Annotated in this window: 29 protein-coding genes; 9 read left to right on the top strand and 20 right to left on the bottom strand. The window is 71.4% G+C overall.

The annotated features are described in order from the left end of the window. The first annotated feature begins 85 nt into the window (after positions 1 to 85). The gene (locus ABEA87_RS25685) at positions 86 to 565 is read left to right on the top strand and encodes a MarR family transcriptional regulator (protein ID WP_345633760.1); all 480 of its coding nucleotides are present in this window, start codon (positions 86 to 88) and stop codon (positions 563 to 565) included. A gap of 56 nt (positions 566 to 621) precedes the next feature. On the opposite strand, the gene ABEA87_RS25680 is transcribed toward ABEA87_RS25685, so the two are convergent. After that, positions 622 to 1011, bottom strand: a complete 390-nt coding sequence (locus ABEA87_RS25680) for a MarR family winged helix-turn-helix transcriptional regulator (protein WP_345633757.1) — start codon at positions 1009 to 1011, stop codon at positions 622 to 624. Positions 1012 to 1113: 102 nt separating this feature from the next. On the opposite strand from ABEA87_RS25680, the gene ABEA87_RS25675 reads away from it, so the two are divergent. After that, complete coding sequence (locus ABEA87_RS25675; protein WP_345633754.1) at positions 1114 to 2583, top strand: MFS transporter; 1470 nt, start codon at positions 1114 to 1116, stop codon at positions 2581 to 2583. 86 nt (positions 2584 to 2669) lie between these two features. Here the strand turns inward: ABEA87_RS25675 and ABEA87_RS25670 are convergent, their stop codons facing one another. Then, complete coding sequence (locus ABEA87_RS25670; protein WP_345633751.1) at positions 2670 to 3629, bottom strand: quinone oxidoreductase family protein; 960 nt, start codon at positions 3627 to 3629, stop codon at positions 2670 to 2672. Beyond that, the gene (locus ABEA87_RS25665; RefSeq protein WP_345633748.1) at positions 3629 to 3862 is read right to left on the bottom strand and encodes a hypothetical protein; all 234 of its coding nucleotides are present in this window, start codon (positions 3860 to 3862) and stop codon (positions 3629 to 3631) included. The genes ABEA87_RS25670 and ABEA87_RS25665 overlap by 1 nt, the downstream gene beginning before the upstream one ends. A 71-nt stretch (positions 3863 to 3933) precedes the next feature. On the opposite strand from ABEA87_RS25665, the gene ABEA87_RS25660 reads away from it, so the two are divergent. Both ABEA87_RS25660 and ABEA87_RS25655 read left to right on the top strand, forming a co-directional pair. Continuing rightward, entirely contained in the window at positions 3934 to 4566 is a 633-nt protein-coding gene (locus tag ABEA87_RS25660; protein ID WP_345633746.1) for a TetR/AcrR family transcriptional regulator C-terminal domain-containing protein, read from the top strand. A 54-nt stretch (positions 4567 to 4620) separates the two neighbouring features. Further along, the gene (locus ABEA87_RS25655) at positions 4621 to 5550 is read left to right on the top strand and encodes an aminoglycoside phosphotransferase family protein (RefSeq protein WP_345633743.1); all 930 of its coding nucleotides are present in this window, start codon (positions 4621 to 4623) and stop codon (positions 5548 to 5550) included. A 66-nt stretch (positions 5551 to 5616) separates the two neighbouring features. Here the strand turns inward: ABEA87_RS25655 and der are convergent, their stop codons facing one another. The 7 genes from der to ABEA87_RS25620 form a co-directional block, all read right to left on the bottom strand. Further along, positions 5617 to 7002 (bottom strand): ribosome biogenesis GTPase Der, encoded by a 1386-nt coding sequence (gene der, locus ABEA87_RS25650; protein WP_345634001.1) that lies wholly within the window; start codon positions 7000 to 7002, stop codon positions 5617 to 5619. Between the two features lie 16 nt (positions 7003 to 7018). Continuing rightward, a complete protein-coding gene (gene cmk / locus ABEA87_RS25645; RefSeq protein WP_345633740.1) occupies positions 7019 to 7678 on the bottom strand; it encodes a (d)CMP kinase in 660 nt (219 codons plus the stop codon). Between the two features lie 89 nt (positions 7679 to 7767). Then, positions 7768 to 8511, bottom strand: coding sequence for a pseudouridine synthase (locus tag ABEA87_RS25640; protein WP_425570957.1), 744 nt, complete (start codon positions 8509 to 8511; stop codon positions 7768 to 7770). After that, positions 8480 to 9466, bottom strand: a complete 987-nt coding sequence (gene scpB, locus ABEA87_RS25635) for an SMC-Scp complex subunit ScpB (RefSeq protein WP_345633735.1) — start codon at positions 9464 to 9466, stop codon at positions 8480 to 8482. Before scpB ends, ABEA87_RS25640 begins: the two co-directional genes overlap by 32 nt. A 262-nt stretch (positions 9467 to 9728) precedes the next feature. Beyond that, complete coding sequence (locus tag ABEA87_RS25630) at positions 9729 to 10745, bottom strand: segregation and condensation protein A (protein ID WP_425570953.1); 1017 nt, start codon at positions 10743 to 10745, stop codon at positions 9729 to 9731. A gap of 27 nt (positions 10746 to 10772) precedes the next feature. Next, positions 10773 to 11705, bottom strand: a complete 933-nt coding sequence (locus tag ABEA87_RS25625; protein WP_345633733.1) for an AAA family ATPase — start codon at positions 11703 to 11705, stop codon at positions 10773 to 10775. A gap of 271 nt (positions 11706 to 11976) precedes the next feature. Then, positions 11977 to 12528, bottom strand: a complete 552-nt coding sequence (locus ABEA87_RS25620; protein ID WP_345633730.1) for a hypothetical protein — start codon at positions 12526 to 12528, stop codon at positions 11977 to 11979. A gap of 225 nt (positions 12529 to 12753) precedes the next feature. On the opposite strand from ABEA87_RS25620, the gene ABEA87_RS25615 reads away from it, so the two are divergent. Beyond that, positions 12754 to 13335, top strand: a complete 582-nt coding sequence (locus ABEA87_RS25615) for a dihydrofolate reductase family protein (RefSeq protein WP_345633728.1) — start codon at positions 12754 to 12756, stop codon at positions 13333 to 13335. A gap of 20 nt (positions 13336 to 13355) precedes the next feature. Here the strand turns inward: ABEA87_RS25615 and ABEA87_RS25610 are convergent, their stop codons facing one another. From ABEA87_RS25610 to ABEA87_RS25600, 3 genes are all read right to left on the bottom strand, one after another. Beyond that, on the bottom strand, positions 13356 to 14195 hold the full coding sequence (locus tag ABEA87_RS25610; RefSeq protein ID WP_345633725.1) for an SDR family oxidoreductase: 840 nt from the start codon (positions 14193 to 14195) through the stop codon (positions 13356 to 13358). A 27-nt stretch (positions 14196 to 14222) separates the two neighbouring features. After that, positions 14223 to 15296 carry an epoxide hydrolase family protein gene (locus ABEA87_RS25605; protein WP_345633997.1) on the bottom strand — a complete coding sequence of 358 codons (1074 nt, stop codon included), beginning with the start codon at positions 15294 to 15296 and terminating at the stop codon, positions 14223 to 14225. A gap of 70 nt (positions 15297 to 15366) precedes the next feature. After that, positions 15367 to 16185: an MBL fold metallo-hydrolase gene (locus tag ABEA87_RS25600; RefSeq protein WP_345633723.1), complete on the bottom strand. Its 819-nt coding sequence runs from the start codon at positions 16183 to 16185 to the stop codon at positions 15367 to 15369. Positions 16186 to 16753: 568 nt separating this feature from the next. On the opposite strand from ABEA87_RS25600, the gene ABEA87_RS25595 reads away from it, so the two are divergent. Both ABEA87_RS25595 and ABEA87_RS25590 read left to right on the top strand, forming a co-directional pair. Then, positions 16754 to 16882, top strand: a complete 129-nt coding sequence (locus ABEA87_RS25595) for a hypothetical protein (RefSeq protein WP_345633720.1) — start codon at positions 16754 to 16756, stop codon at positions 16880 to 16882. A gap of 25 nt (positions 16883 to 16907) precedes the next feature. After that, the gene (locus ABEA87_RS25590) at positions 16908 to 18488 is read left to right on the top strand and encodes a hypothetical protein (RefSeq protein WP_345633717.1); all 1581 of its coding nucleotides are present in this window, start codon (positions 16908 to 16910) and stop codon (positions 18486 to 18488) included. Between the two features lie 7 nt (positions 18489 to 18495). Here the strand turns inward: ABEA87_RS25590 and ABEA87_RS25585 are convergent, their stop codons facing one another. Then, positions 18496 to 19083: a GNAT family N-acetyltransferase gene (locus ABEA87_RS25585; protein WP_425570952.1), complete on the bottom strand. Its 588-nt coding sequence runs from the start codon at positions 19081 to 19083 to the stop codon at positions 18496 to 18498. A 131-nt stretch (positions 19084 to 19214) separates the two neighbouring features. Between ABEA87_RS25585 and ABEA87_RS25580 the strand changes: the two genes are divergently transcribed. Beyond that, positions 19215 to 20441: a low temperature requirement protein A gene (locus tag ABEA87_RS25580; protein ID WP_345633711.1), complete on the top strand. Its 1227-nt coding sequence runs from the start codon at positions 19215 to 19217 to the stop codon at positions 20439 to 20441. A gap of 29 nt (positions 20442 to 20470) precedes the next feature. Here ABEA87_RS25580 and ABEA87_RS25575 read toward each other — a convergent pair whose 3' ends face one another. Together ABEA87_RS25575 and ABEA87_RS25570 are read right to left on the bottom strand one after the other, a co-directional pair. Then, positions 20471 to 20854: a carboxymuconolactone decarboxylase family protein gene (locus tag ABEA87_RS25575; protein WP_345633708.1), complete on the bottom strand. Its 384-nt coding sequence runs from the start codon at positions 20852 to 20854 to the stop codon at positions 20471 to 20473. A gap of 44 nt (positions 20855 to 20898) precedes the next feature. After that, positions 20899 to 21741 carry an oxidoreductase gene (locus tag ABEA87_RS25570; protein ID WP_345633705.1) on the bottom strand — a complete coding sequence of 281 codons (843 nt, stop codon included), beginning with the start codon at positions 21739 to 21741 and terminating at the stop codon, positions 20899 to 20901. 169 nt (positions 21742 to 21910) lie between these two features. Between ABEA87_RS25570 and ABEA87_RS25565 the strand changes: the two genes are divergently transcribed. Then, positions 21911 to 22456, top strand: a complete 546-nt coding sequence (locus ABEA87_RS25565; protein WP_345633702.1) for a TetR/AcrR family transcriptional regulator — start codon at positions 21911 to 21913, stop codon at positions 22454 to 22456. Positions 22457 to 22482: 26 nt separating this feature from the next. Here ABEA87_RS25565 and ABEA87_RS25560 read toward each other — a convergent pair whose 3' ends face one another. From ABEA87_RS25560 to ABEA87_RS25545, 4 genes are all read right to left on the bottom strand, one after another. After that, complete coding sequence (locus ABEA87_RS25560) at positions 22483 to 23397, bottom strand: site-specific tyrosine recombinase XerD (RefSeq protein WP_345633699.1); 915 nt, start codon at positions 23395 to 23397, stop codon at positions 22483 to 22485. Between the two features lie 7 nt (positions 23398 to 23404). Continuing rightward, entirely contained in the window at positions 23405 to 24520 is a 1116-nt protein-coding gene (ald, locus tag ABEA87_RS25555) for an alanine dehydrogenase (protein WP_345633695.1), read from the bottom strand. Positions 24521 to 24715: 195 nt separating this feature from the next. Next, positions 24716 to 25447: a TetR/AcrR family transcriptional regulator gene (locus ABEA87_RS25550; protein WP_345633692.1), complete on the bottom strand. Its 732-nt coding sequence runs from the start codon at positions 25445 to 25447 to the stop codon at positions 24716 to 24718. 44 nt (positions 25448 to 25491) lie between these two features. Further along, a complete protein-coding gene (locus tag ABEA87_RS25545) occupies positions 25492 to 26145 on the bottom strand; it encodes an NUDIX hydrolase (protein WP_345633689.1) in 654 nt (217 codons plus the stop codon). Positions 26146 to 26178: the final 33 nt, after the last annotated feature.

The following is a 26178-nucleotide window of genomic DNA, read 5'->3' as shown; positions in this document are numbered from 1 at the left end:
CGGCTCATCGGTCGCCGGGCCACCGTAACCCATCAGATTAGATGCATCAAGTGAGATGTATCTGAACTGATGTATCATCGCCGACGTGAACGGCATCGAACTGTTTCTGCTCGGGCGGACGCTGATGAAGATTGGCGAGGAGGCCATCCCGACCGACGGCGTCGGCCAGTACTCCACCAGCCACCGTTCGGTGCTCATCGTCGCCAGCGACATCCGCGCGCACCCCGACAGCGCGGTGGGCGAGATCGCCGAGCGGACCGGCTTCCCGCAGAGCAAGGTGTCCGCGTGCGTCGCGCGGCTGCGCGAGGCCGGCGCCGTCGACACCTCGACCGATCCCCAGGACCGACGCCGCCTGCTGGTACGGCCGGCATCGCAGGTCTCCGAGCGCGTCGCCCAGGTGCGCGCCGCCCCGATCGACAGCGCCCTCGGCGCGGCGCTGGGCAGCCGGGATCCTCAAGTCCTCACCGAGGTGCGGGCCGCGCTGGACGCCCTCGCCCGGCACCTGACCCCACAGGCGATCGCCCGCCTGCGCACCGCACCGGGAGACTTACCCGCAGCCGACTGAGCCGCCGCCGACCGAGCCGCCGCCGAGGTCCCGGGACCCGGCCGGACGAACCGGCGTCAGACGCGCGCGGGCTGGCCCTGCAGATGCTGGGCGAGGACCGCGCGGTGGGTCTTGCTGGCCTCGGCGTGCCGCCGCACGCCGGCCTCGGTGGGATTCACGTACACGCCACGGCGGTCGTCCTCGCACAGCGTCCGCTGCACCAGGCCACCCTTCTCCAGCCGGGCGACGGTGCGGGACAGTGCGCTCTGGCTGAGGTACATGTCGGCCGCGAGCTCCTGCATGCGGCGCTTCTCACAGTCGACGCCGATCAGGCGGTCGAGCGTCTCGTACTCGCTCATCGTCAGGCCGTGCGCGTCCTGCAGTTCCCGCTCAAGCTGGCTCGCGACCACGTTGTAGCTGCTCAACAGTGAGCGCCAGCGGTCGACCAGACCCGTGTCGGATCCCATGAGCCGCATCCTACACCTGCGTGGGCATCTAATGCAGCCACATTAGCTGCTTATGCAAATGATGCGTGGACAACCAATGCGCGTGCATCTAATGTGTTCGACGTGACCAGCACCGACACCATTCCGGTCTCCACGGTCCCCGCGACCGCGACCGCCACAGCCCTTCCCGACTCAGCGACGGAGCAGCGCTGGACCCCGCGCCTCTGGGGGGTTCTCGCGGTGCTCTGCACCGTTCTGTTCCTAGACGGGCTCGATGTCTCGATGGTCGGAGTGGCCCTGCCGTCCATCGGCACCGACCTGCACCTGTCCACCACCTCCCTGCAATGGATCGTCAACGGCTACGTCCTCGGATACGGCGGGCTGCTGCTGCTCGGCGGGCGCACCGCCGACCTGCTGGGCCGCCGCAACACCTTCCTGATCGCGCTCGCCGTCTTCGCCGCGGCCTCGCTGACCGGCGGCCTGATCAACAGCGGCTCGCTGCTGATCGCCACCCGGTTCGTCAAGGGCCTGGCCGCGGCGTTCACCGCACCGACCGCCCTGTCCATCCTGACCACCACCTTCCACGAGGGTCGGGCCCGCAACCGGGCACTGTCGGTGTTCTCGGTCTTCGGGGCCAGCGGCTACTCCAGCGGACTGATCCTCGGTGGGCTGCTCACCAGCCTGGGCTGGCGGTGGACCTTCCTGATCCCGGCGCCCGTGGCGGTGATCGCGCTGATCGCCGGCATCGCCCTGATCCGCAAGGACGGGCGGGCGACCGAGGGCGGGCACGATCTGGTCGGTGCCCTCACCCTCACCACCGGCATGCTGCTGGCCGTCTACACGGTGGTCTCGGCGCCCCAGCGCGGCTGGCTCGACCCGCTCACCCTGGGTTCGTTCGCGCTCGCGGCCGCCCTGCTGATCACCTTCGTACTGACCGAGCAGCGGGTCAGGCACCCGCTGATCCGGTTGGCGATCCTGAGGATCGGCTCGATCGTGCGGGCCAACCTGAGCATGGCGGCACTGTTCGGCTCGTACCTGAGCTTCCAGTTCATGATGACGCTGTACCTGCAGGACGTTCTGCACTGGTCGCCGCTGAAGATGGCCTTCGCCCTGCTGCCGGCCGGGCTCGTGGTCGCGTTCGGCTCACCGCTGACGGGCCGGCTCATCGACCGGTACGGGTCGCAGCGGCTCATCGTCGCCTCGATGCTCTCCCTCAGCCTGGGATACGTCTGGTTCCTGGCCACCGCGGGCAACACCCCGCACTACACGGTGACCATCCTGCCCACCATGGTGCTGCTGGGCGCCGGATTCGCCTTCGGGTTCAGCTCGGCCATGTCGCAGGCGACGGACGGCATCGCCGACTCGGAGCAGGGGCTGGCCTCCGGCCTGGTGCAGAGCTCGGGTCAGGTCGGCGCCGCGCTGGTACTGGCCGTGGTCACCGCACTGGTCGCCAGCGGCGCGTCGAGCGCCGGGACGGCCGACTTCCGCCAGTACAACCCAGGCGTCAACCTGGTCACCGCGGTGGCCGTGGTCGGCCTGCTGCTCAACCTGGTAGCACTGATCAAGCGACCCCGCGCGCGGCACGCCGGCTGAGCGGCTGGCGCGCGAACTCGACGGGGTGTTGACCGGTGCGCATGACGCCGGTCAGCACCCCGCTGGCGGTCGCGATACCGTCCCCGTTACGGCAGCACGACGAGCCGGCGCCCTCGTAGGTCGGTGCGCTGCCAGGCGGTTTCGATGTCGCGCAGTGGCACCGTCTCCACGTCGAAGGTGAGTTTGCCGGACCGCGCCCACGTCACGACCTGCCCGTACACCTCGCCCATGGTCTGGGGGTCAAGTCCCTTGGCCGCACCGCAGATCTCGACCCCGGAGGTGCGCAGGCTCTCCGCGGCAAGGGTGAGCGCGCCGCCGGCCGACTCACCGATCTGGATCACCCGGGTCCGCTTCGGGAACGCGAACGACTTCGGGACCAGCGCCCGCAGCAGAATCTCGGTGGGCCGGCCCCAGAGGTAGTCCAGCACCACGTCGTAGCCGTCCCCCCGGGCGTCGAGGTACGCCTGCGCCAGTGCCTCGTCTGAAACCGCGGTATTGATCACCGTATCGGCGCCGAGGGCGCGCACCTCACCCAACTGGTCGTCGTCGCGGCCGGTCGCGACGATCCGTCCGGCGCCCAGCAGCCGGGCCACCTTCACCGCCAGCCGCCCGGCGACCCCGGTCGCGCCCTGTACCAGCACCGTTTCGCCGGGCACGAAGCCACCGGCGGTCTTGATGGACATGCCGGTGATGGCCGTGCCCAGCACGGTCGCGATGGCCGGATCGATCACCTCCACGATCGGAGCGAACGAACCCTTCGCCACCACCGTCTTCTCGGCGAGCGCACCGTAGGGCGGGCGCGGGTTGCCGAACCCGACGACGGTGCCGTCGGGCAGTGTGCCGATGCCGTCGAAGGCGGGGATCGCCGGCAACTGGGCGACGTACCGCTGGCTCGCGTAGTGCGTGCCGGCCGCGACGGCCTTGTCGACGTTCTCGACGGCGACCGCCCGCACGTCGATGACCACCTCATCCTCGCCGGGCACGGGGTCCGGGAACTCCTCATAGCGCGGGATGCCGCCGATCTCGTGCAACACCGCCGCCTTCATCACAGCTCCCGACCGAAGAACGCCGCGATCCGCCGCTGCCAGGCCACCATCACCCGAGGGGGGCGGGCGGGCGAATGGTTGCGCGAGAGGCGAGGGGCGACGAGGCGGCGGCGCGCCCGGCCGTGGCGCGCCCGGCCCTGGTGCCCGGCCGAACGCTCGGCGTGCGCGGGAAGCCCGGAAATGCGATGCGTCGCGCGGTGCGCCAGGCCGCGGAGCGAGCGCTCGGCTGTCATCTCGATCTCCTTCTCTCTATCAGTGATAGAGAGAATCTATCACTGATAGAGTGGGAACGGAGGTGCCGAATTTGACGTTGGACCGACAGCGGATCGTCGCCGAGGCTGTCGCCCTGCTGGACGCCGAGGGCCTCGACGCCGTGACAACGCGCAAACTCGCCGCACGGCTGGGCGTGCGATCCCCGACCTTGTACTGGCACCTGCCCAACAAGGCGGCCCTGGTCACCGCCATCGCGGAGGCGATTCTCGGCGAGCAGTTCGACGAGCTGTCGCCGCCCGAGCCGGATGAACGCTGGCAGGACTGGCTGACCGGCCTCGCCGAGCGGCTGCGCCGGGCGCTGCTCGCTCACCCCGACGGGGCCCGGATCATCTCGGCCTCCCAGCTCTCCCTCAAGATGGCGGCCATCTCCGAACTGGCGATGAGCACCCTGGTGGCGCGCGGCGTCCCGCTGCGGCAGGCCCGCGTGATCGTGCTGACCGTCGAGCGCTTCACGGTCGGCCACGTCCTCGAAGAGCAGGCCCCCCGCCCGGACGCGGAGGCGTTGAGAGACTTCGACATGGCCACCTTCGCCGAGGGGCACCCGACCGTGGTCGCCGCGATCACCGAGTACTTCGAGCCCGGCCGCACCGTCGACGAGCTGTTTCGCGAGTGCCTGGAGGTGGTCATCGAGGGCGCCGTGGCCAAGGCCGGTCCGGCATCCTGACCGCTAGCCGGGATGGCGAACGTACGCGCGCCGCCGCCAGGGGATGATCTGGGCATGGAGCCGCCCGTCGCCGACCTCGACATCGATCCGGACCTGGTTGCGCGGCTGATCCGCTCCCAGCACCCCGACCTGGCCGGCCCGCTGACGCGTACCGCGCACGGCTGGGACAACGACATCTACCGGTTGGGCGACGACCTGTGCGTGCGGCTGCCCCGCCGGCACGTGGCCGCCGAACTCATCGCCAACGAGCAGCGATGGCTGCCGGAGTTGGCCGGCCGGCTCGGTACCCGCGTGCCCGTGCCGGTACGCGTCGGGCGGCCCGACCGCGACTACCCGTACCCCTGGAGCATCGTCCGCTGGTTCGACGGTCTGCCGGCCGGCCAGCTGCCGCCCGCCGGGCGGGCGGGCATCGCCGAGGATCTGGCGCGGTTCATGGCGGCCATGCACGTCCCGGCGCCCGACCACGCACCGCGCAACCCCGTGCGCGGCGTGCCGCTGGCCCACCGTACCCCGGCCGTGCGCGAGCGGCTGGCCAGCGGCCTGATCCCGCACGCCGCGCGGCTCCTGGCGATCTGGGACGAGCTGACCGAGGTACCCGCCTGGGCCGGGCCGCCGCTGTGGCTGCACGGCGATCCGCACCCGGCAAACCTGCTGGTCCGCCCCGACCCCGACCCCGGGCTCGACCCAGACGACGGCAGCGGCGGCGGCACGGCACGGCTGTGCGCGGTACTCGACTTCGGCGACCTGACCAGCGGCGACCCCGCCACCGACCTGGCCGCCGCCTGGCTGGTCTTCGATCCGCCCGGCCGCCGCGCGTTCCGCGCCCACGTCGACCGGCTCACCGGAACCGACGCCCCCACCTGGGCACGCGCCCGCGGCTGGGCGCTGGGCATGGGCACCGCGATGGCGGTCAACGCCGACTCGCACCCGCGCACGGCCGCCGCCGGCCGGCACGCGCTCGATCAGGTCCTGCTGGACTCCTGACTGCCCGGCCGTCAGCCTCTTCCGTCGGCCGCCGTCGAGGAGCTCACGACCGTCCTCTCAGGACGGTCAGGGCTTGGCGCGCTTGCGCGGCCGTACCGTCACCTCGACCGGGGTGCCCTCGAAGTCAAACTCCTCGCGCAGCTTGCGCTCCACAAACCGCACGTACCCGGCGTCCAGCGGCCCGGTGGAGAACAGCACGAACCTCGGCGGACTGGTACCCGCCTGGGTCGCGAACAGCACCTTCGGCGCCCGCCCCCCGCGGATCGGGTGCGGAGTCGCCTGTACCAGCGCGGTCAGCCACTGGTTGAACTGGCCGGTCGGTACCCGCTTCTCCCAGTTGGCCAGCGCCTGGTGCAGGGCGGGAGCCAGCCGCTCCACCGCGCGACCGGTCTTCGCCGACACGTTGACCCGCAGCGCCCACGGGATGCGGCGCAGTTCCCGCTCCACCTCCCGTTCCAGGAAGTACCGGCGGTCCTCGTCGACCAGGTCCCACTTGTTGAAGGCCAGCACCAGCGCCCGGCCGGACTCGGTGACCATCGACAGGATCCGCTGGTCCTGCTCGCTGATCGGTTCGCTCGCGTCCAGCAGCACGATGGCCACCTCGGCCGCGTCGATCGCCGCCTTGGTGCGCAGCGACGCGAAGTACTCGGTGCCGCTGGCCTGCCCGACCCGCTTGCGCAGCCCGGCCGTGTCCACCAGCTGCCAGGTCTCGCCGCCGATCTGCGCCAGGCTGTCCACCGGGTCCACCGTGGTACCGGCGACCGCGTCGACCACCGCCCGGTCCTCCTGGGAGAGCCGGTTGAGCAGGCTCGACTTGCCCACGTTCGGCCGGCCCACCAGCGCCACCCGGCGCGGGCCGCGCGGACGCGGCGCCTCGGCGGGCGCCGGCACCGGAAGGGCCTCCAGCACCGCGTCGAGCAGGTCGCCCGAGCCCCGGCCGTGCAGCGCCGAGACCGGGTACGGCTGGCCCAGGCCCAGCGACCACAGCGACATGGACTCGATTTCCTGGGCCGCGTTGTCGACCTTGTTGGCCACCAGCAGCACCGGCTTGGCGCTGCGCCGCAGCATCTTGACGGCGGCCTCGTCCACGTCCGTGGCGCCCACCCGGGCGTCCACCACGAACAGCACCGCGTCCGCCGTGGCCACCGCGGCCTCCGCCTGCGCGGCGATAGCGGCCGCGCGGTCGCGGGCGTCCGGCTCCCAGCCACCGGTGTCCACAATGGTGAACCGGCGGCCGGTCCACAGCGCGTCGTAGGCCACCCGGTCCCGGGTCACCCCGGGCACGTCCTCAACCACCGCCTGGCGGCGGCCGATGATCCTATTGACCAGGGTCGACTTGCCGACATTCGGCCGCCCGACCACGGCCACCACCGGCGCGGGTCCCTGCGGCTCGCCGTCCCCGAGGTCCGCCCGCTCGGCGTCAAGGTCGACGTCGTCGAGGAACTCGGGCACAGCTGCCTCGAATGAGTCAGCCACAGACACTCCCTACCAGGTCGAGAAGCCGGCCGACAACCTCGTCGATGCCCAGTTCGGTGGTGTCGAGCACCACCGCGTCCGACGCCTGGGCCAGCGGATCCGCGGCGCGGCTGGAGTCCAGCTTGTCCCGGCGGGCCATCGCCTCGGCGGTGGTCGACAGGTCGGTGTCGTGCTCGGCGCTGCGCCGCCGGGCCCGGGTGTGCGCGGCGGCGGTCAGGTACACCTTCAGGTTGGCGTCCGGGGCCACCACCGAACCGATGTCACGCCCCTCCACCACGATCCGGGCGGTGTCGGCGATGATCTCGCGCTGGCGGGCCACCAGCAGGGCCCGCACGGCCGGCACCGCGGAGACCGCGGACACCGCCCCGGTCACCGCTGGACCGCGGATCTCGCCGTCGACCGGGTCGCCGTTGAGCCGGATGTACGGCGCGTCCGGGTCGGTACCGCTGTCCAGCGTCACCTCACCGGCGATCTTGGCGACCGCCTCGGAGTCGGCCGGATCGGCCCCGGCGGTCAGCACGGCCAGGGTCACCGCCCGGTACATCGCCCCGGTGTCCAGGTAGCCCGCGTGTAGCTCGGCGGCGAGCCGGCGGGACACCGTCGATTTCCCAGAACCCGACGGACCGTCAACGGCCACCACACACGCGTCCACGCCACTACTCCCTACTTGTCGGCCACCCACACCAATCATGCCGGGTCGGCCAGATCCGGCACGCGGCACGGACCAACCCCTGAGGGAGGCTAGTCCCCTACCGCCTTGAACAGCGCGGCAACCTCGGTCTGGTTGAGCCGGCGGTGGCGGCCCGGCCGCAGGTCGCCCAGCTTGACCGGCCCGATCGCGGTGCGCACCAGCCGGGTCACCGGGTATCCGACCTCGTCCATCAACCGTCGCACGATGTGCTTGCGCCCCTCGTGCAACACCAGTTCCACGAGTACCCGGCCCGGCATCGAGTCGACCAGCCGGAAATCGTCGACCCGCGCCGGGCCGTCCTCGAGCTCGATCCCGGCGGCCAACTGCCGGCCCACGCCACGGCGCATCGGACCCGGCACCTCGACCAGGTACGTCTTGGACACCCCGTACGACGGGTGCATCAGCTTGTGCGCCAGCCCCCCGTCGTTGGTCAGCAGCAGCAGGCCCTCGCTGTCCGCATCGAGCCGTCCGACGTGGAAAATCCGCTCTGGGATGTTTTTCAGGAAGTCGGCGATCGCCTCGCGCCCGCGCTCGTCGGCCATCGTGGCGACCACTCCGCGCGGCTTGTTCATCGCCAGGTACACCAGGTTGGCGTCGACGACGATCCGCTCGCCGTCCACGTGGATCTCGGCGGTGGTCGGGTCGACCTTGTCGCCGAGCGTGGCCACCCGGCCGTCGACGGTCACCCGACCCGCGGCGATCAGCTCCTCGCTGGCTCGGCGGGAGCCGACACCGGCGGCGGCGAGGACCTTCTGGAGCCGGTCAGCGTTGGGCATCAGCGATCTCATCCACATCATCGGGCAGGAATGGGGCCAGGGGCGGCAGCTGATCCACCGAATCCAGCCCGAGCTTCTCAAGGAAGAGGCTGGTCGTGCGATAGAGGTGGGCACCGGTCTCCGGCTCGGTACCGCAATCCTCGATCAAGCCGCGAGTTACCAGGGTACGCATGACCCCATCACAGTTGACACCGCGGATGGCCGAAATCCGAGAACGGGTCACCGGCTGCTTGTACGCGACCACGGCGAGGGTCTCCAGGGCCGCCTGGGTCAGCCGTACCGACTGGCCGTCCAGCACGAACCGCTCCACGTAGGGGGCGTACCGGGTCCTCGTGTACAGCCGCCAGCCGCCGGCCGCCCGGCGCAGGTCGAAGCCGCGATCCTGCCGCTCGTACTCCCCGGCCAGCGTGGACAGTTCGGCGGTGATCCGCTCGACCGGCTGCTCCAGCACCTGGGCCAGCAGCGACTCCGCGACCGGCTCGTCGACCACCAGCAGGATGGCCTCGATCGCGGCGCGCAGCTCCGCGGCGGGCAGCTCCGCGAGGGGCGGCAACTCGTCGGCCGCGGCGGGGCCCGGAAGGACCGGCACGGGCGCGGCCGCGCCGGCGCTCAGCTCCGCGCCACCATCGCCGACCACGGACACCGGCTCGACCACGGACTCCGGCTCAGCCACGGACTCCGGCTCAGCCACGGACACCGGCTCGACCACGGACACCGGCTCCACGCCCGACTCCGGCTCCGGCTCCGCGACCGACTCCGGCTCGACCACGGACTCCGGCTCAGCCGGTGGGACGGCGGGCTCGGGAGCGTCGGTCGGCTCGGCGGGGGGCTCGGGGATGAGGGCGGGCTCGGTGACCGGCTCCGGCACCGGCTGGGCCGCCGGCCCCGGCTGCTCCACCGGATCCACGCTCGGCGAAGCCGTGCGCTCCGGCTCGCGCTCCGGCTCGGACACCGCGGCGGGCTCACGCTCCACAGCAGGATGCTCAGGCTCGGCAGCAGGGGGCTCGGGCTCGGCAGCAGCCGGCTCGGGCTCGAAAGCAGCCGGCTCAGGCTCGAAAGCAGCCGGCTCAGGCTCGAAAGCAGCCGGCTCAGGCTCGAAGGCAGGCTCCGACACCGCGCCGGGATCGGGCTCCGCGGCGGGATCGGGCTCCGCGGCGGACTCGGGCTCCGGCTCGCGCGCCCATGGCGGCACCCACGCCGCCGCCTGGCTGGCGAGCGAATCGTCCCCCCAGTTGTCACTCATCCCGTTTCTCCCCGTCCGACGGCTCCGGTCCGGACTCGGCTGCCGAGTCGGGGTCCGCGTCCGCCCGCTCCCGCTGCGGCGCCGGCTCGGTGGGGGCGCCCGCGTACTCGTCCACCTGCACCTCGACTGCCTCCGCGCCGTCCGCGGCGATCCAGCGTACGGTCAGCTCCCCGAGCGCCTCCACCTGGTCGAAGCCGATCAGCCCCTCCCGGTACATCTCCAGCAGCGCCAGGAACCGCGCCACCACCTCCAGGGTCGACTGGCAGTCCGCGCACAGCACCCGGAACGTCGCCATGCGCAGTTTGACCAATTTTTCGCGTAGCACCGCCAGGTGCTCCCGCACGCTGACCCGCACCATGTGCACGTGGGCGATGGAGACCTCGGGCGGCCGCTTCGGCGCCAGTGCGCGCGCCGCCAGTTGGGCCAGCCGGGTCGCCCCGATGCCCAGGATCAGGTCCGGTAGCGCCTCCGCGTACTGCGGCTCCAGCCCGACGGCCCGGGGCCAGCGCCGCGCGCCGGTCTCCGACAGCATCGCCAGGTGCGCCGCGGCCTCCTTGAACGCCTTGTACTGCAGCAGCCGCGCGAACAGCAGGTCGCGCGCCTCCAGCAGGGCCAGGTCTTCCTCGTCCTCGACCGCGGCGGCCGGCAGCAGCCGGGCCGCCTTCAGGTCCAGGAGGGTGGCGGCGACCACCAGGAACTCGCTCGCCTCGTCGAGGTCCCAATCGTCCCCCATCGCCCGGATATAGGCGATGAACTCGTCCGTGACCTTGTGCAGCGCCACCTCGGTGACGTCCAGCTTGTGCTTGCTGATCAGCTGCAGCAGCAGGTCGAACGGCCCGGTGAAGTTGGTGAGGGTGACCTGGAACCGACCCGAGGCTCCCGCCTCGACCGCCGAGTCCACGGTCGGGTCCGCCGCCGCCTCCGCGGCCAGTTCCGCCGGGGCGTCGGGGACGTCCACCGATGTGGCACCCTCAGGCGCGGCGTCCGGGGTGGCTTCGGGCAGGGTCACGACACGAACCCTACCCACGGGCGTCGATCAGCGATGGTTGGCGTGCGCGGCGATGACCTCACGGGCCAACTGCCGGTAGTTGCGGGCACCCGAGGAGGCCGGGTCCAGCGACGTGATCGGGGTACCGGCGACGGTCGACTCGGGGAACTTCACCGTCTTGGTAATCACCGTTTGGTACACCTTGTCCCCGAATGCCTCGACTACCCGCTGAAGCACCTGCCGGCAGTGCGTGGTCCGCGAGTCGTACATGGTGGCCAGGATGCCCTCGAGCTCCAGGTCGAAGTTGAGCCGCTCGCGCACCTTGTCGATCGTGTCCAGCAGCAGGGCCACGCCGCGCAGGCTGAAGAACTCGCACTCCAGCGGGATGAGCACCCCATGCGCGCAGGTCAGCGCGTTGATGGCGAGCAGGCCCAGGGACGGCTGGCAGTCGATCAGGATGAAGTCGTACTCCTTGAGCACCGGGCGCAGCAGCCGGGACAGGGCCATCTCCCGGGCCACCTCGGTGACCAGCTGAATCTCGGCGGCGGACAGGTCGATGTTGGCCGGCAGCAGGTGCAGCCCGTCAACGTCGGTCTTGATCCGGATGTCGTCGAGCGTGCAGTCGTCGTGCATCAGCAGGTTGTAGATGGACAGATCCAGGTTGTGGGGGTTGACCCCCAGCCCGACCGACAGCGCGCCCTGCGGGTCGAAGTCGACCAGCAGCACGCGTCGGCCGTACTCGGCCAGTGCCGCGCCGAGGTTGATGGTGGTCGTCGTCTTTCCGACGCCACCCTTCTGGTTGGCCATCGCGATGATGCGGGCGGGGCCGTGCTCGTCCAGCGGCAGCGGCTGCGGGATCGGCCGGCGCTGGGTGAACGCGGTCGGATCGGCCGGCCCGAGCTCAGCGCCGAGATCGAGTCCGGACTGCTCCGCACGCATCTGCGAGGTCCACGATTCGGCCTGGTGCTCGATGCCTGTCATCTCTTGTACGCCCTTCCCGACGACGGGTCGGCGCCGCCGCTCGCGGACTTCCACGGACTGTCCAGGAGTACGCGTCGTGGCCCGACTGTACGCCACGGAATGGGCGTAACCCCGCAGCCCAATCGGCGTGTTGCGAGGGGGGTGCGCGGCGGGCGCGCGACCTGCCGCGCGATGCCGCCTCCGGCACCCGTCGGGCCGCGTCGCTCCGCCTCGCTCACGCCGCCCAAACCCGTCCGAGGGCGGTCAGATCAGTCGCGGTCGCGCCGCGCCGTCAGGTCACGCCGAGGCCGCGCAGCGCCGCCACCACCGCCTCGGCCGGCTGGCCGCACGGATTTTTCGGAATGTGCGGCTGGTACGCCTCGTCGTCGCGATCGACCAACCAGAAGGTGGGCAGGGCTATCAAATAGGCGGGGCACACGCCGGTCGAGCGCGGGGCGTCGGGCTGGCGTAGCCCGGCGACCAGCGGGCCCAGGTCGCCGTGGGTGATGGTGACCGGGCGCGGCGAGGCGCTCGGCGCGGGCGCGCCGGAGGCCAGGTGCGGCGCGCCGATCGGGCACGACGCCACCTCGGCCCAGTCCTGGTCGGGCAGCGGCCCGCCGGTGATGGCCGGCGACGTGCCGCAGGTCAGCGAGGACACCGGCACGGCGGCGGTCACGCCGCCGCTGGGCAGCGTCGGGTCGGCCGGGCCGTTGGTCGAGCTGGTCTGGGCGCAGCCGGTCGCGAGGGCCACCGTCGCGACGGTCATCGCGGCGAGGGCCACCGCGATGCCGGCCGGGCGGGCACGGCGTGGGGTGGCGGGCGGACGATCCCGGACAGTGTTCATCGGCGAACTCCTTCTCGTGCGGCCTCGGGTAATTCGACGCGCGCCGCGCCACACCGGTTCCCCTGGCCCTGTTCTGTGCGCTTGGGTCCGTCCTCGCACCGGTCGCCAACCGGCCGGCTCGGTGATGTCGAGGCGCGCGGCTCGGCTCCGACCGCAGGCTGGAGGACGGTCCACGGCCAGGCGGGTAGGACGGTCCACGACCAATAGGAACGGAGTCGCAGCCCCATGAAGATCCGCGCGCGTACCAGCATCAGCGTCGACGGCTACGTGGCCACCCCGAGCGGCTGGCCCGCGCTGACCGCCGACCCGTCGTTCGTCTCCGGCGCGAGCCACGGCTTCCCGGAGTTCCTCGCGGACTGCGAGGCGGCGCTGATGGGCCGCACGACGTTCGTGCCGGCACTGACCAACGATCGGTGGCCCTGGCCGAACCTGGACGTGTTCGTTCTGAGCGGGAAGCGCCCGTCGGGCACCCCGGACCACGTGGTCGTCGACGCCGATCCGGCGCGGCTGCTGTACCGGATGCGGGCCGCCAACCGGGGCCGGGACGTGCACCTGGTCGGCGGGCCGCGCACGATCGAGACGTTCCGAGCCCTCGGCGCGCTGGACACCCTCGAAATCATCGTGCTTCCCGTCCTGCTCGGCGGCGGGATGCGGCTGACCGAGTCGTTGAGCACCGGGGCCGGCCTGGCGTTCGAGCGCGAACGCGCGCTGCCCGGCGGCTCCGTGGAGATCGTGTACCGGGTGGACGCGCGGGCGAGCGAGGTACCGGGGCGGGCGGACGGGTGGGTGCCGGCCTCCCAGCGCTGAACCCGCCCGCCCGCTCCAGGTCAGGCCGCCGGCCCGGTGAACTCCGTCATCCAGTGGCGGATCCACTCCGCATAGGAGTAGGCGGGCCGGCCGGTCACCTCCTCGACGGTCGGCAGGACCTCCGCGGTCGCGCCCTCCATCGAGGCCAGCAGGTCGAGCATGAACTCGGCCGCGGGCTCGGGCATCCGCTGCCGCAGCTGCGCGGCGAACTGCTCCCGGGGCTGCTCCTCGAAGCGCACCGGGCGGCCGATGACCTCGCCGATGGTGCGTACCCGGTCGAGCTGGGTCAGCGACTGCGGACCGGTCAGCTCGTACGCCCGGCCGGCGTGCCCGCCGTCCAGCAGCGCCCGCACCGCGACGGCGGCGATGTCCCGCGGATCGACCGGGGCACTGGCGGACCGGCCGTACACGCCCCGGACCACTCCCTCGTTGATGATCTGCCGCGTCCACGCCAGGTCGTTGGTCATGAACCCGCCGGGGCGCACGTGCGTCCACGGCAGGCCGGAGGCGGCGACCGCCTCCTCGAGCGCCCGGTGCTGATCGCCTATCCAGTTGGCGGTGGGGTAGCTGACCGCCGACGAGGACAGCAGCACCACGTGGGCGAGCTTGACGCGCCGGGCCGCGTCGAGGAACCCCTCGAGCCCGGCGAACACGGGGAACAGGAATGCCCGGTCGGTGCCCTCCAGCGCGGCGGGCAGCGTCTCGGGTCGGGTCAGGTCGCCGGGTACGACCTCGGCCGGCTCCGGCAGCGCGGCCCGGCTCGGGTCGCGGGCGATGACCCGTACCCGCTCACCGGCGTCCAGCAGTTGCCGGACGACCTCCCGACCCACGTTTCCGGTGCCGCCCGTTACCAGGATCATCGCTGTGGCATCCCTTCTGTCGCAGTGTCAGCGCAGCTTTTCGAAGAACGCCCGCACGTCGGAGGCGAGCAGGTCGGGTGCCTCCATCGCGGCGAAGTGCCCGCCCCGGTCGAACTCCGACCAATGCACGATCGAGTATGCCCGCTCGGCGAGGCTCCGCACGGCCAACGTGATGTCGTGCGGGAAGACGGCCACGCCCACCGGTACCGGGCAGGGCAACGGGCCGACCGCGCTCTCCCGGTGCAGCCGGGCCGCGGAGCCGCCGGTGCGGGTCAGCCAGTACAGGCTCGCGGTGGTCAGCAGCCGGTCGGCGGTGATCGGGGCGTCCGGGGCGGCCCACTCGTTGAACGCCTCGGTGAGCCAGGCCAGCTCCGCGACCGGTGAGTCGGTCAGCGCGTACGCCAGGGTCTGCGGCCGGGTCGATTGCAGCACCCGGAACGCGGGCTGGGCGCCCTGGTACGCCCGCAGTTGCGCCACCCGGTCACGGTCGTCGTCGGACAGCCCCTCCTCGTTCGCTGGCGGCGGCGTCGGCAGATAGTTGAGGTGCACGCCGACGACCCGGTCGGGGGCGAGGTTGCCCAGCGACCGGGAGATGGGCGAACCCCAGTCGCCGCCCTGGGCGCCGTACCGGTCGTAGCCGAGCCGGGACATCAGCTCGGCCCAGGCGCGGGCGACCCGGTGCACGTCCCAGCCGCGCTGGCCGGTCGGGCCGGACAGGGTGAAGCCCGGGATCGACGGGATCACCACGTGGAAGTCCCGCGACAGCGGTTCGATCACGTCGAGCAGTTCGACGAACGCGCCGGGCCAGCCATGGGTGAGGATCAGCGGCAGGGCGTGCGGGTCCGCGCTGCGCACGTGCAGGAAATGCACCCGCTGGCCGTCGATGTCGGTGGTGTACTGCGGGATCTCGTTGAGCGCCGCCTCCTGGCGCCGCCAGTCGTACCCGTCGCGCCAGTAGTCGGCCAGCTGGCGGACCCGGGACAGCGGTACCCCGTAGTCCCAGCCCGAGCCGGGCAGTTCGTCGGGCCAGCGGATGCCCGCCAGCCTGCGGTTCAGCTCGTCGAGGTCTTCCTGGGGGATCTCGATGCGGAACGGCTCGATCACGGCCTTCTCCAATCATTGGTACGACTAACGTTAGTCTCAATAACGTTAGTCACACCAATGATTCAGTTCACAGCGCCGGGCGCGCACCGCGCAGCCGGGCGATGTACCGGTCGGCCGAGCGGCGAATGGCGGCCGGCCCGTCCGCCACGACCACCCTCCCCCACCAGCCGCCATACACGCGGTCGAAGGCGAACCGCTCGATTCGACTCGCGATACCCTCCACGGTCGCCTCGTCCAGCGGGATCAGGTTCGGGTACGACCACATGAAGCTGACCCAGTCGCGGTCGGCCACCACGGTGATGGTGTCGCCGGTCAGCAGCGCGCCCCGACCCTGCGCGCCGGCCGGCCAGTGCAGCACGGCGGCCCCGTCGAAGTGCCCGCCGATGCGGGCGACCGTGACCCCCGGCACCGGGGACACCTCGTCGTCCCACAGCTCCACCCGCGGCGAGGGGCGCTGGACCCACTGGCGGTCCGCGGCCGGGATGAGGATCCGGGCGTCAAACGCGTCGGCCCACTCCACGCACACGCCGTAGAAGTGCGGATGGGACATGCAGATGGCGTCGACGCCGCCGAGCCGGTTCACCTCTTCCCGGGCCGCGTCGTCAATCAGCGACGTGCAGTCCCACAGCACGTTGCCGCCCGGAGTGCGCACCAGCAGGGCCCGCTGCCCGATCGCGTACGCGGGCGTCATGCCGATGCCGACCAGGTCCGGCTCCTCCTCGCGCAGCTCGTTGCTGTGCTCGCGGGCGATGTCGGCCATGGTGGTCCAGCGCTGCCCCTCCCAGCCGACGTACTGCCGCTCGTCGAGGCAGATCGGGCAGCCGGCCGGCGGCTCGGCGGAATCGGGCTGTTGCACACCACACGTGACGCAGACCCAGGCGGGCATGGGGCAGGCCTCCTCTTTCCGGTTCCGGCTCCTTACCCCACGAGTTTGGTCGTTGAAGAGGGTCGGAACTGTTCTCGAATGAGTGTGTACTGCGTATTCAAGGTTATGTTAGTGGTGTCATGGTCTTCGCGTGAGTTTGGCCGAGTGGGCGCGAGCGTGGGGGGCCGATCCTCACGAGGTGTCGCTGGTTTCGTGCGGGACGCTTCCCGTGCCCGTCGGCTCTGGGGTGGTAGCCGGCGGGTGCCGATGATGTGGGGTCGCCTGTCAGTCCGACCAGAGGCGGCGTTGCCGATGATAGCTACGCCGTGTTGCGGATGAATGCGTCTGCCCTGCCCGTGGCGCTTGCCCCCCCGGTCGCGGCGGCATGACATCGAGATGTGTAGCGGGACGGTTGCGTGTACATAACCAGGGCAAGACCGGAACACGACGCAGTTCCCGGCCCGGTGTGAGTGCGGGACGATGGTCACTGCCGGTAGCCGGTGTGGAGCGAGGATGCCGGCCGTCAGCAGCCACGACGCCAAGCCGGCTCGGGAATGCTGCAGTGGTGGAGCACAAATGATCACCGTCGGTGGATGAACGTGGAGAGGTGGTGCGGGACATCGTGGAGGTGCTGATCTGGTCCTGCGCTGGCGGGTACGGCTGCGGCTCGGCTCGTGACCGGCCGCGCAAGGCGTTGGTGGCCGCCGAGTATGGCTGACTTGCGGCCGATCGATGCGCCGTTCGTGGCGCTCGGCCCGTCTGGTGTTTCCATCCGCGACCGGCTTAAAGGATTGATTGGTGCGGATGAGGAGGTTCTGCGGCTGGTCGGTGAGCATCTCGGCCAGCTTGCCGCCAGGGATCTCAAGGACCGTTGCGCGGCCGGCCTGGACCATGACACGGACGCCTGGGCCGATCGGAAACGTGTCCTGACGGGGGAGTCGTCGTCGCGGTGGGCGGGGTCGATCACGAGGGCTATGCACGACCAGTGGGCGTTGTCGCGCCGCGCTCAGCTTGCTCACATCCAGGGCCTGGAAGCCGGTATCAGGACGATCGCGTATCGACTGTCGCTGCCGCTGGGCGAGAAGGGCAGCAAGCGGGCGCCGGGCGGTTACCGCACCGTCCAGGAGTGGTTCGCGAAGTCCCGGCGCTTGCAGGTGCTGCGGGATCGGCTTGAGCGTGAGCGCAGCGACTGGCAGGTGGGTCGGGTCCGGGTTGTGCGGGGCGGGAAGCGGCTGCTGCGCCACCGTCACCACCTCGAGGTCGCCGGGCTGACCGAGGCGGAGTGGCGGCGGCGGTGGGAGGCGCAGCGGCGGTTCCTGCAGGCCGACGGGGAGTCGGGTAAGCGGTACGGCAACGAGACGATCCGGGTCACCCCCGACGGTGAGGTGTCCGTGAAACTCCCGGCCCCGCTGGCACACCTGGCCAACGCCCAGCACGGCCGGTACGTACTCGCCGCGAAGGTATCGTTCCCCCACCGTCGCGACGCCTGGCGGCAGCGCATCACGGCGAACCGGGCGGTGGCGTACCGCATCCACGAGGACGTGGACCGGTGCCGCTGGTACCTGACCGCCTCGTGGACGATTCCTGCCGCCCAAACTGTGCCGCTTCGCGCCGCGAGGGTGAACGGGATCATCGGTGTGGATACCAACGCTGATCATTTCGCCGCGTGGCGCCTGGACGAGCACGGCAATCCGATGGGTGGGCCGCGCCGTTTCTTCTACGACCTGTCGGGCAACGCCGAGCACCGTGACGCACAGGTGCGCCACGCCCTGATCCGGCTGCTGCACTGGGCCAAGCGGCACGAGCGCAACCTCGCAATCGAAAACCTCAACTTCGAGGCGGACAAGACCCGGGAGAAACACGGCCGCCGCAAACGGTTCCGCAAGCTCATCTGCGGCATGCCGGTGGCCAAGCTGCGGTCCCGGCTGGTGGGCATGGCAGCCGAGTTGGGGATCACCGTCGTGGGCGTGGATCCCGCCTACACCTCGAAGTGGGGTGTTCAGCATTGGCAGCGCCCACTGACCAGCACCAACCGCAAGATCACCCGTCACGACGCGGCCAGCGTCGCGATTGGCAGACGCGCCCTCGGACACCGGATCCGGCGACGGACGACACCGCCCCCCGACGACCAGAGTGATCGTCGTGGGCATCGGATCGCCCAGGCCGAACCCGGTGCCCGGAGGCGTGAGGGAACCCGCCCCCGCATTCCCGGACCACGGACACGATCCGATGGAGCTGGACGCGGAGAGAACGCGGGGAACCAGTGTGCCCAACACCGTTCGGGGCACGCGGCTGAGCCTGCACAACCCATGCTCAGTCTTTAGGAACGGTTCAGGTCAAGTCCGGGTACCCGCGGTGGGTCGCCCACTCGTCGGACAGGATCGCCATCACGTGCGCGTCGACCCAGGCGCCGTCCCACCGCAGCGCGTGGCGCTTGACGCCCTCGTGGACGAAGCCCACCTTCTCGTACACGTGCCGGGCCCGGGGATTGAACGCGTAGACCTCCAGCTCGACGCGGTGCAGGCCGACCGTGTCGAACGCGTGTGCCAGCATCAGTCGGGCCGCCTCGGTGCCCAGCCCCCGACCGAAATACTGCGGGCCGATCAGCAGAATCCGGAACCCGCAGGAACCGCTGTCCGGGTCCAGTTCGTTGAGCACGGCCTCACCGGCGTACCGGTCGTCGCCCGGCTCCACGATCGCCAGGTCCAACCGGTCGTCGTGCTCGGCCAGGCCGCCGTACCAGCGCCGCAACTCCTCCACCTCGGGCACCCGGCGGGTACCGGTCAGGCGCAGCGTCTCCGGGTGCAGCGCGGCCACCTGGGGCGCGTCGTCGGCGCGTACCGGCCGCAGCCGCACCCGTTTACCGATCAGAGTCGGCTTGTCGGCTAGGGAGATCCTGGTCGGCATGGCAAGGATCATGCCCGGTGCCCGGCCATCCCGCTATCGGGTTGCTTGCCGACACGCCTAACGAGCCCCTCCCGTTGGGCGGACCCCCGGGCGGGATCGGCGAACCCGCACCCACCGCCGGGCCGGGCAAGAAAAATGGGGCGATGAGGCGCCTGCTGCGGTCCCGACCGACGTTGACCCAGGAGCGCCACCGGGCCACCGACTTCGAGATCTTCTTCGATCTCGTGTTCGTCTTCGCGCTGACCCGGATCATCGCGTTCATGTCGAGCCCGCTCACGTTCCTGGCCCTGGCCCAGGGGCTGCTGCTGCTGTTCCTGCTGTGGTATTCGTGGTCGCCGTACGTGTGGCTGGGCAACCAGGCCCGCGCCGACCGGGGCGTGGTCCGCGCCGGTACCGCCGTGGCCATGGCCGCCATCTTCGTGACCGCGTTGGTGATCCCGCACGCGTTTCGCCGCGGCGGTGGGGTCGTGGACGCGCCGCTGGCGCTGGCGATCTCCTACCTCGTGGTGCGGGCGCTGCAGCTGGGGCTCTACTACCTGGTCACCGCCGACGACCGGCGCCAGCGCACGACCCTGCTGCGCTTCTGTGTTCCCACGGCCATGACCGACGCGGTACTCGTGCTGGGCGCGCTACCCGGACCGATCCTGCAGACCGTGCTGTGGGGGGCGGCCTTCCTGATCGACGCCGTCGGTGGGCGGATCGCGACCAACGCCACCGGCTGGCTGCTGCGCAGCCCGAGCCACTTCGCCGAGCGGCACGGCCTGGTGCTGATCATCGCGCTCGGCGAGTCGCTGATCTCGGTCGGGGCCGGCGCCGGCACGGCCGCCACCCGAGGGTCGGTGCTGGTCGCGGCGCTGCTCGGCCTGAGCATCGCCTTCTGCCTGTGGTGGCTGTACTTCGAGCGGGTCGCGCCGGCCGCCGGGCAGGCCCTGGGCCGGGCGGCCGGCCTGCGCCGAGGCCAGCTCGCCGCCGACGCCTACACCCTGTCGCACTTCGGCGCGGTCAGCGGCGTCATCTTCATCGCGCTGGGCATCGAACAGGCGCTGGAACACGTCGCCCGGCGCGGGCACCCGGCCGGGGCGCCGCTGAGCTGGCCCTCGACGCTGGCCCTGTTCGGCGGCGCAGCCCTGTACCTGGCCGGCCGGGCCACGCTGCTGCGGCTGACCCTGCGCTCGCTCCCGCCGGCGCAGCTGGTCGCCATCGCCGTGGCGGCGGCGCTGGTCCCCGCCGCCCAGGCGCTGCCACCACTGGCCGCGCTGGGTCTGCTCACCGGGTTCCTGGTCGCCCTGTGCCTCTTCGAGTGGGTGGGCCCCGGCCAGCCGGTACCCGCCACGTCGGCGGGCTCGAACGTCGCGCTACCCGGCCGGTAGCGCGACGCCCAGTACCCGCTGCGCGGCGGTCACTCCGACCCGCGCTCGGCGAAGACCGCGAGCGCGACCTGGTAGGAGTCGAACGCGCGGGCGGCGCCGGCGTAGGCCTCGAGGTGGATGAACAGCTCGACGATCTCGTCCTTGGTGACGCCGCTGTTCAGCGCGATCCGGAGCTGGCCGCGCAGCGGTTCGTGAGTGCCCAGGGCGGCGGCGATGGTCACCGAGACCAGTGCCCGGCTGCGATCGTCGAGGCCGCCGCGACTCCAGGAGTCGCCGAAGGTGTGTTCGGTGGCCAGGCGCCGGAAGTCGGCGCCCGAGGCCGGTTCACCGGGCCCGAGCGGAAGGGTCAGGGGCTGGCCGAGCAGTCGCGCGGCGGTGTCGAGTGCGTGCTGATGGTCATTACTGCCGTTCATTGAGGTCCTCCTTCGTGATGAGAACTCACCCGGCGCGTGGGCGGTCACGACGCCGCCGGGAAGTCCGTGGATCGGCTGACCCCGGCCCACTGCCTGGCCTCCGCGAGTCGCGCCTGCTCCGCTTCCAGGGCGATCTCCAGCGCGTCGGCGCCCAGCAGCAACCGGCTCGGGGGCTGCGGCGCGCCGACCGCATCGATGATCGCCCTGGCCATCCGTGTCGGGTCGCCGGGCTCGTTCCCGCTGTACGCCGCGAACCTGTCCCGCCACTGCCCGACGGTCTGCTGGTAGTCGTCGCCGATCGGACCGGACGCGACCGCGGCGCCGGCGGCCCAGCCGGTGCGGATACCACCCGGCTCGACGATCATCACCGTGATGCCCAGCGGGGCCACCTCGCTGGCCAGGACCATGGAGAAACCCTCGACCCCGAACTTCGCGGTCTGGTAGGCGCCGAGTCCGGGCGTGCCGCCCACCCGGCCACCGATGGACGAGACCTGCACGAAGTGCCCGGAGCGCTGGCGGCGCATGACGGGCAGCGCCGCCCTGGTCACGTTGATCACCCCGTAGAGGTTCGTCTCGAGCTGCGCCCGCAGTTCGTCCTCGGGGAAATCCTCCACCGAGCTGGTGGTGGCGTAGCCGGCGTTGTTGACCACGACGTCGAGGCGACCGAACCGCTCGACCGCCGCCGCCACCGTCTCCCGGGCCGAGGTGGGCGAGGTGACGTCCAGCGGCAGGGTCAGCAGCCGCGCGGCGTGCCCCTCTGCCAGCTCGGCGAGCGCGTCCGGCCGGCGAGAGGTCACCGCCACCTGGTCACCCGCCTCCAGGGCGGCAACCGCCAGAGCCCGGCCGAGGCCCTGGGAACCACCAGTGATCAGCCACGCTCGCGCCATGGCACATCCCTCCGATCTGGAACAAACCGCCCCCGGCCCTCGTGACGCCGGCGCGGGCTTCGCGTCATCGCGAAGCGCAACACGACTGTAGCAGTATTGTTTTCTAACGCCACATCAATGATGAGAATCACAGGGTAAGTACGACTTAGGTGATATGATCGGCGGCATCATGAGAGCTGACGCCTCACGCAACCTCGCCGCGGTGCTGCGCACCGGCGCGCGGCTGCTGGCCGAGGACCCGAGCACCTCGATCTCGGCCATCGCCAGCGAGGCCGGCGTGGACCGCACCACCGTCCACCGCCGGTTCGCCACCCGCGAGGCCCTACTCAGTGCCGTCTTCCAGGCGAAGCTCGACTCCGCCGAGCGGGTCCTCGACGAGGCACGGCTCACGGAGGCACCAGTAGCGGTCGCGCTGCACCGCTACGTCGAAGGGATCATCCCGGTCAGCCGGGAGTGGCCCGTCGACACGCGCCGCATGATGCGCGACCACCCGGGCACCAGGCACCGGCGCGAAGAGCAGAGCCAGCGACTGAATGCCTTCGTCCAACGCGCGGCCGACGAGGGCTACCTGCAGCCCGGCGTCCCGCTGGCGTGGGTGCGGGCGGTCCTCGATCACCTGGTGGACAGCATCGCTCACCAATTTCCCGAGGTCGATCCCCCGCAGGCCGCCGACCTGGTCGTGGACACCCTGCTCAGGGGCGTCGGCAAGCCCTGAAGACCCGGCCGCGGCGGTGACCCCGCTCAGCCACGGGCCCGCGGGTGCGCCGTGGCGTACACCTCGCGCAGCCTGTCCACCGTCACCAGCGTGTAGATCTGGGTGGTGGTCACCGACGCGTGGCCCAGCAGTTCCTGCACCACCCGCACGTCGGCGCCCCCGTCGAGCAGGTGGGTGGCGTACGAGTGGCGCAGCGTGTGCGGGGAGATCTTCGACGGGTCCAGCCCCGCCGCGCCGGCCGCCCGGCGCAGAATCGTCCAGGCGCTCTGCCGCGACAGCGGACCACCACGGGCGTTCAGCAGGATCCGGGGGGTACCGCGGCCCGCCGCCGCCAGCGCCGGACGCGCCCGGACCAGGTACGCCTCCAGCGCCTCGACCGCGTACCCGCCGACCGGTACCAGCCGGGACCGGCCGCCCTTGCCGTGCAGCACCACGTCGCCGGAGGGCAGGTCGAGATCGTCGATGTCCGCGCCGACCGCCTCGGAGATGCGCGCGCCCGTGCCGTACAGGAACTCCAGCAGCGCCCGGTCGCGCAGGCCCAGCGGCGAGTCGGTGGGCACCGCGCGCAGCAACGCCTCGACCTGCACGAAGTCCAGGGCCTTGGGCAGCCGGCGCGGCGGCGTGGGCGGAGTGATCGCGCGGGCCGGATCGTCGGCGGCCAACCCCTCGCGGACCGCGAAGCGGTGCAGCCCGCGTACCGCGCTGACCGCCCGGGCGGCGCTGGCCGCCGACAGCGGCGGGTGCTCGGCGTCGCCCTCGCGCAGCCGGGCCAGATAGTCCGCGACCCGAGCCGGGGTGACCTCACCCAGCGCGGCGCCGTCCAGCGCCTCGACGTAGCGGGTGAGGTCGCGCCGGTAGGAGCTCAGCGTGTTGGCCGCCAGGGCCCGCTCGACGGTCAGGTGGTCCAGGTACGCCTGGACCACCCGCCGCGCCGAATTCACGCCTGGATTATCCCAGGACTTCGTCCAGCTTCACGTAGGGCAGCCCGTGCGCCTGCGCGACCGGGCCGTAGGTGATCTGCCCGTCGTGCGTGTTCAGGCCGAGCGCGAGCGCCTTGTCCGACTGCAGCGCGTCGCGCCAGCCCCGGTTGGCCAACTCCAGCACGTAGGGCAGGGTCACGTTGGTCAGCGCGTACGTGCTGGTGTGCGGCACCGCGCCGGGCATGTTCGCCACGCAGTAGAACACCGAGTCGTGGACCCGGTAGACCGGATTGTCGTGCGTGGTCGGCCGCGAGTCCTCGAAGCAGCCACCCTGGTCGATCGCGATGTCGACCAGCACGCTGCCCGGCTTCATCCGGGACACCAGGTCGTTGGAGATCAGCGTCGGGGCCTTCGTGCCGGGCACGAGTACGGCGCCGATGACCAGGTCGGCCTCCAGCACCGCGCGCTCGATCTCGTACGAGTTGGACGCCACGGTCTGCAGCCGTCCCTGGTAGATCCCGTCGGACTGGCGCAGCTTGTTGATGTTCTTGTCCAGCAGCAGCACCTGGGCCTGCATGCCGAGCGCGATGTCGGCGGCGGACACCCCGGAGACCCCGGCGCCGATGACCACCACCCGGGTCGCGTACACCCCGGTGACCCCGCCGAGCAGCGCACCGCGCCCGCCGGCCGGCGCCATCAGGTGGTACGCGCCGACCAACGGCGCCAGTCGACCGGCCACCTCGGACATCGGTGCCAACAGCGGCAGCGAACCGTCGGCGCTCTCCACCGTCTCGTACGCGATGCCCGTGACCTTGCGCTCCAGCAGCGCGTCCGTGCACTCCTTGGACGCGGCCAGGTGCAGGTAGGTGAACAGCACCTGCCCGGCGCGCATGCGCGGGTACTCCTCGGCGATGGGCTCCTTGACCTTGAGGATCAACTCCCCGGTGCCCCAGATGTCGTCGGCACTGGGCAGGATGGTGGCGCCGGCATTTGTGTACTCGGCGTCGGGAATCGACGATCCGTCCCCCGCACCCGCCTCGATGTAGACCTCATGGCCGTTGTGGGTGAGTTCCTTCACCCCGGCCGGTGTGATCGCGACGCGGTACTCCTGGTTTTTGACCTCGCGTGGGATGGCGATCTTCACATTGCCCCCTTTGGGACGCGGCTTGACCGGCCTCGTTGCCGGCCAACGCCCGGAGTTTAGAACTACCCGGCAGCCCCGCGCCGCAGCGGTGCGGGGGCTGTCGGATGCTGCATACCCCGCCAATCGGGGGTTGCACCTCCGGAACGCGAATGGAACCGGGAACCCGGTGCGGACCCGGGCCCCGACCGCGTCGAGTCAGGCGGTGGCCCCGTCGCGCAGGCGGGCGGACAGCCCGTCGAGCAGCACGCGGAGCCCGAAGTCGAAGCGCTGCTGCAGCAGGCACTCCCGGTCGTGGCACCGGATGTGCTCGCGGTATCCGCGCAGCGCCGGGTACGGGTTGGCGGCATCCTGCAGGGATGCCTCCAGCGTCATCCGGTCGCTGACCCGGCCCGAGCGGGAGTGCGGGCGCGATCGCTGGGGCCCGGCCGCGTCCACCGAGCCACGCACATAGTCGACGACCATGTTGAACGCACCATCCAGTTCGTCGCCGGCGAAGCCGGCCGAGCGCAGCAGGCACAGCTGAGCCTCGGCGTAGCGCAGCGCGTGCTGCCCGAACAGGGGCCGGCTGTGGTAGAGCCGCGTGGTCCACGGGTGCGCGGACATCATCGCCCGCAGCCCGCCCAGCAGCGCGCGCAGGTCGGCCCGCCAGTCGCCGGTCGGCTCCGGTATGGCCACCTCGGCCAGCGCCTCGTCCATGGCCAGGTCGAGCAGTTCCTCCTTGTTGGCCACGTACCAGTAGACCGACGTGGCGCCCGACTCCAGTCGGGCGCCCAACCGGCGCATTGACAGCCCCTCTAGGCCTTCCTCATCAAGGAGCTTCCGGGCTGTTCGGACAATCTGTTCTCGGCTCAAGACCGGCTGTTCGGGGCGACCGCCCCGGAACCGGCGGGACCACGCGACTGGGACATTCCGCTCTTGCTCGGGCACCGGGCCATCGTAGTCAATGGAACACCGTGCGTTCGAGGACGGATTCAAACAGTGATCACAGGAGCGATCGGCGGGCGCGGCAGCGGGGTGTCCAGCGGCTGCCCCGCCGGCCAACCCTGGTCCCGCAGCCGGGCCGTGGCCAGCAGGCCGACCAGGGCCGCCGCGTTGGTGATTTCGCCGTTCAGCGCCATCGAGACCGCCTCGTCCAGCGGGACCATCCGGGTGACCAGTTCGGCCTCCTCGTGCTCCCGCCGGAAGCGCAGCTCGGTGGCCAGCGGGGAAAGCTCCCGCGCCAGGAACAGCCGGATCACCTCGGTGGACGCCCCCGGCGTGGTGTGCACGTCGACCAGCATCTCCCAGCGCCGCGCGCTGAGGTCGGCCTCCTCGGCCAACTCCCGCGCGGCGGCGGCGACCAGATCCTCGCCCTCGACGTCCATCAGCCCCGCCGGCAGCTCCCACAGCCGCTGACCGACCGGGTGCCGGTACTGCTGCACCAGCACCACCCGCTCGTCGTCGTCGATGGCCACCACGCCGACCGCGCCGACGTGCACCACGTAGTCGCGCGAGACGTACTCGCCGCCCGGCATCCGCACCTCGTCGGTGACCACCGAGAACACGTGCCCACGGAAGCGATCGTGCCGGGCCCGCACCGGGTGATCGGACTGGGCCTCGGTGGCCCGGATCGGCGCGTCGCTCACCGGGCCACCCCGCTCCAATGGCCGCGACGGGCC

The sequence above is a fragment of the Rugosimonospora acidiphila genome (assembly GCF_039543385.1).
Lineage (GTDB): Bacteria > Actinomycetota > Actinomycetes > Mycobacteriales > Micromonosporaceae > Rugosimonospora > Rugosimonospora acidiphila.
Note: the sequence above shows the minus strand (reverse complement) of the source record. Positions and strands in the feature narration are given on the sequence as shown.

What these genes read in the sequence shown, in the direction of transcription:
- ABEA87_RS25680 (WP_345633757.1), bottom strand. Translation starts at nt 1,011, where the DNA reads ATGGGATCCGACACGGGTCTGGTCGACCGCTGGCGCTCACTGTTGAGC.
- ABEA87_RS25670 (WP_345633751.1), bottom strand. Translation starts at nt 3,629, where the DNA reads ATGAAGGCGGCGGTGTTGCACGAGATCGGCGGCATCCCGCGCTATGAG.
- ABEA87_RS25665 (WP_345633748.1), bottom strand. Translation starts at nt 3,862, where the DNA reads ATGACAGCCGAGCGCTCGCTCCGCGGCCTGGCGCACCGCGCGACGCAT.
- ABEA87_RS25655 (WP_345633743.1), top strand. Translation starts at nt 4,621, where the DNA reads ATGGAGCCGCCCGTCGCCGACCTCGACATCGATCCGGACCTGGTTGCG.
- ABEA87_RS25640 (WP_425570957.1), bottom strand. Translation starts at nt 8,511, where the DNA reads ATGTGGATGAGATCGCTGATGCCCAACGCTGACCGGCTCCAGAAGGTC.
- ABEA87_RS25625 (WP_345633733.1), bottom strand. Translation starts at nt 11,705, where the DNA reads ATGACAGGCATCGAGCACCAGGCCGAATCGTGGACCTCGCAGATGCGT.
- ABEA87_RS25620 (WP_345633730.1), bottom strand. Translation starts at nt 12,528, where the DNA reads ATGAACACTGTCCGGGATCGTCCGCCCGCCACCCCACGCCGTGCCCGC.
- ABEA87_RS25615 (WP_345633728.1), top strand. Translation starts at nt 12,754, where the DNA reads ATGAAGATCCGCGCGCGTACCAGCATCAGCGTCGACGGCTACGTGGCC.
- ABEA87_RS25610 (WP_345633725.1), bottom strand. Translation starts at nt 14,195, where the DNA reads ATGATCCTGGTAACGGGCGGCACCGGAAACGTGGGTCGGGAGGTCGTC.
- ABEA87_RS25600 (WP_345633723.1), bottom strand. Translation starts at nt 16,185, where the DNA reads ATGCCCGCCTGGGTCTGCGTCACGTGTGGTGTGCAACAGCCCGATTCC.
- ABEA87_RS25585 (WP_425570952.1), bottom strand. Translation starts at nt 19,083, where the DNA reads ATGATCCTTGCCATGCCGACCAGGATCTCCCTAGCCGACAAGCCGACT.
- ABEA87_RS25580 (WP_345633711.1), top strand. Translation starts at nt 19,215, where the DNA reads ATGAGGCGCCTGCTGCGGTCCCGACCGACGTTGACCCAGGAGCGCCAC.
- ABEA87_RS25575 (WP_345633708.1), bottom strand. Translation starts at nt 20,854, where the DNA reads ATGAACGGCAGTAATGACCATCAGCACGCACTCGACACCGCCGCGCGA.
- ABEA87_RS25570 (WP_345633705.1), bottom strand. Translation starts at nt 21,741, where the DNA reads ATGGCGCGAGCGTGGCTGATCACTGGTGGTTCCCAGGGCCTCGGCCGG.
- ABEA87_RS25565 (WP_345633702.1), top strand. Translation starts at nt 21,911, where the DNA reads ATGAGAGCTGACGCCTCACGCAACCTCGCCGCGGTGCTGCGCACCGGC.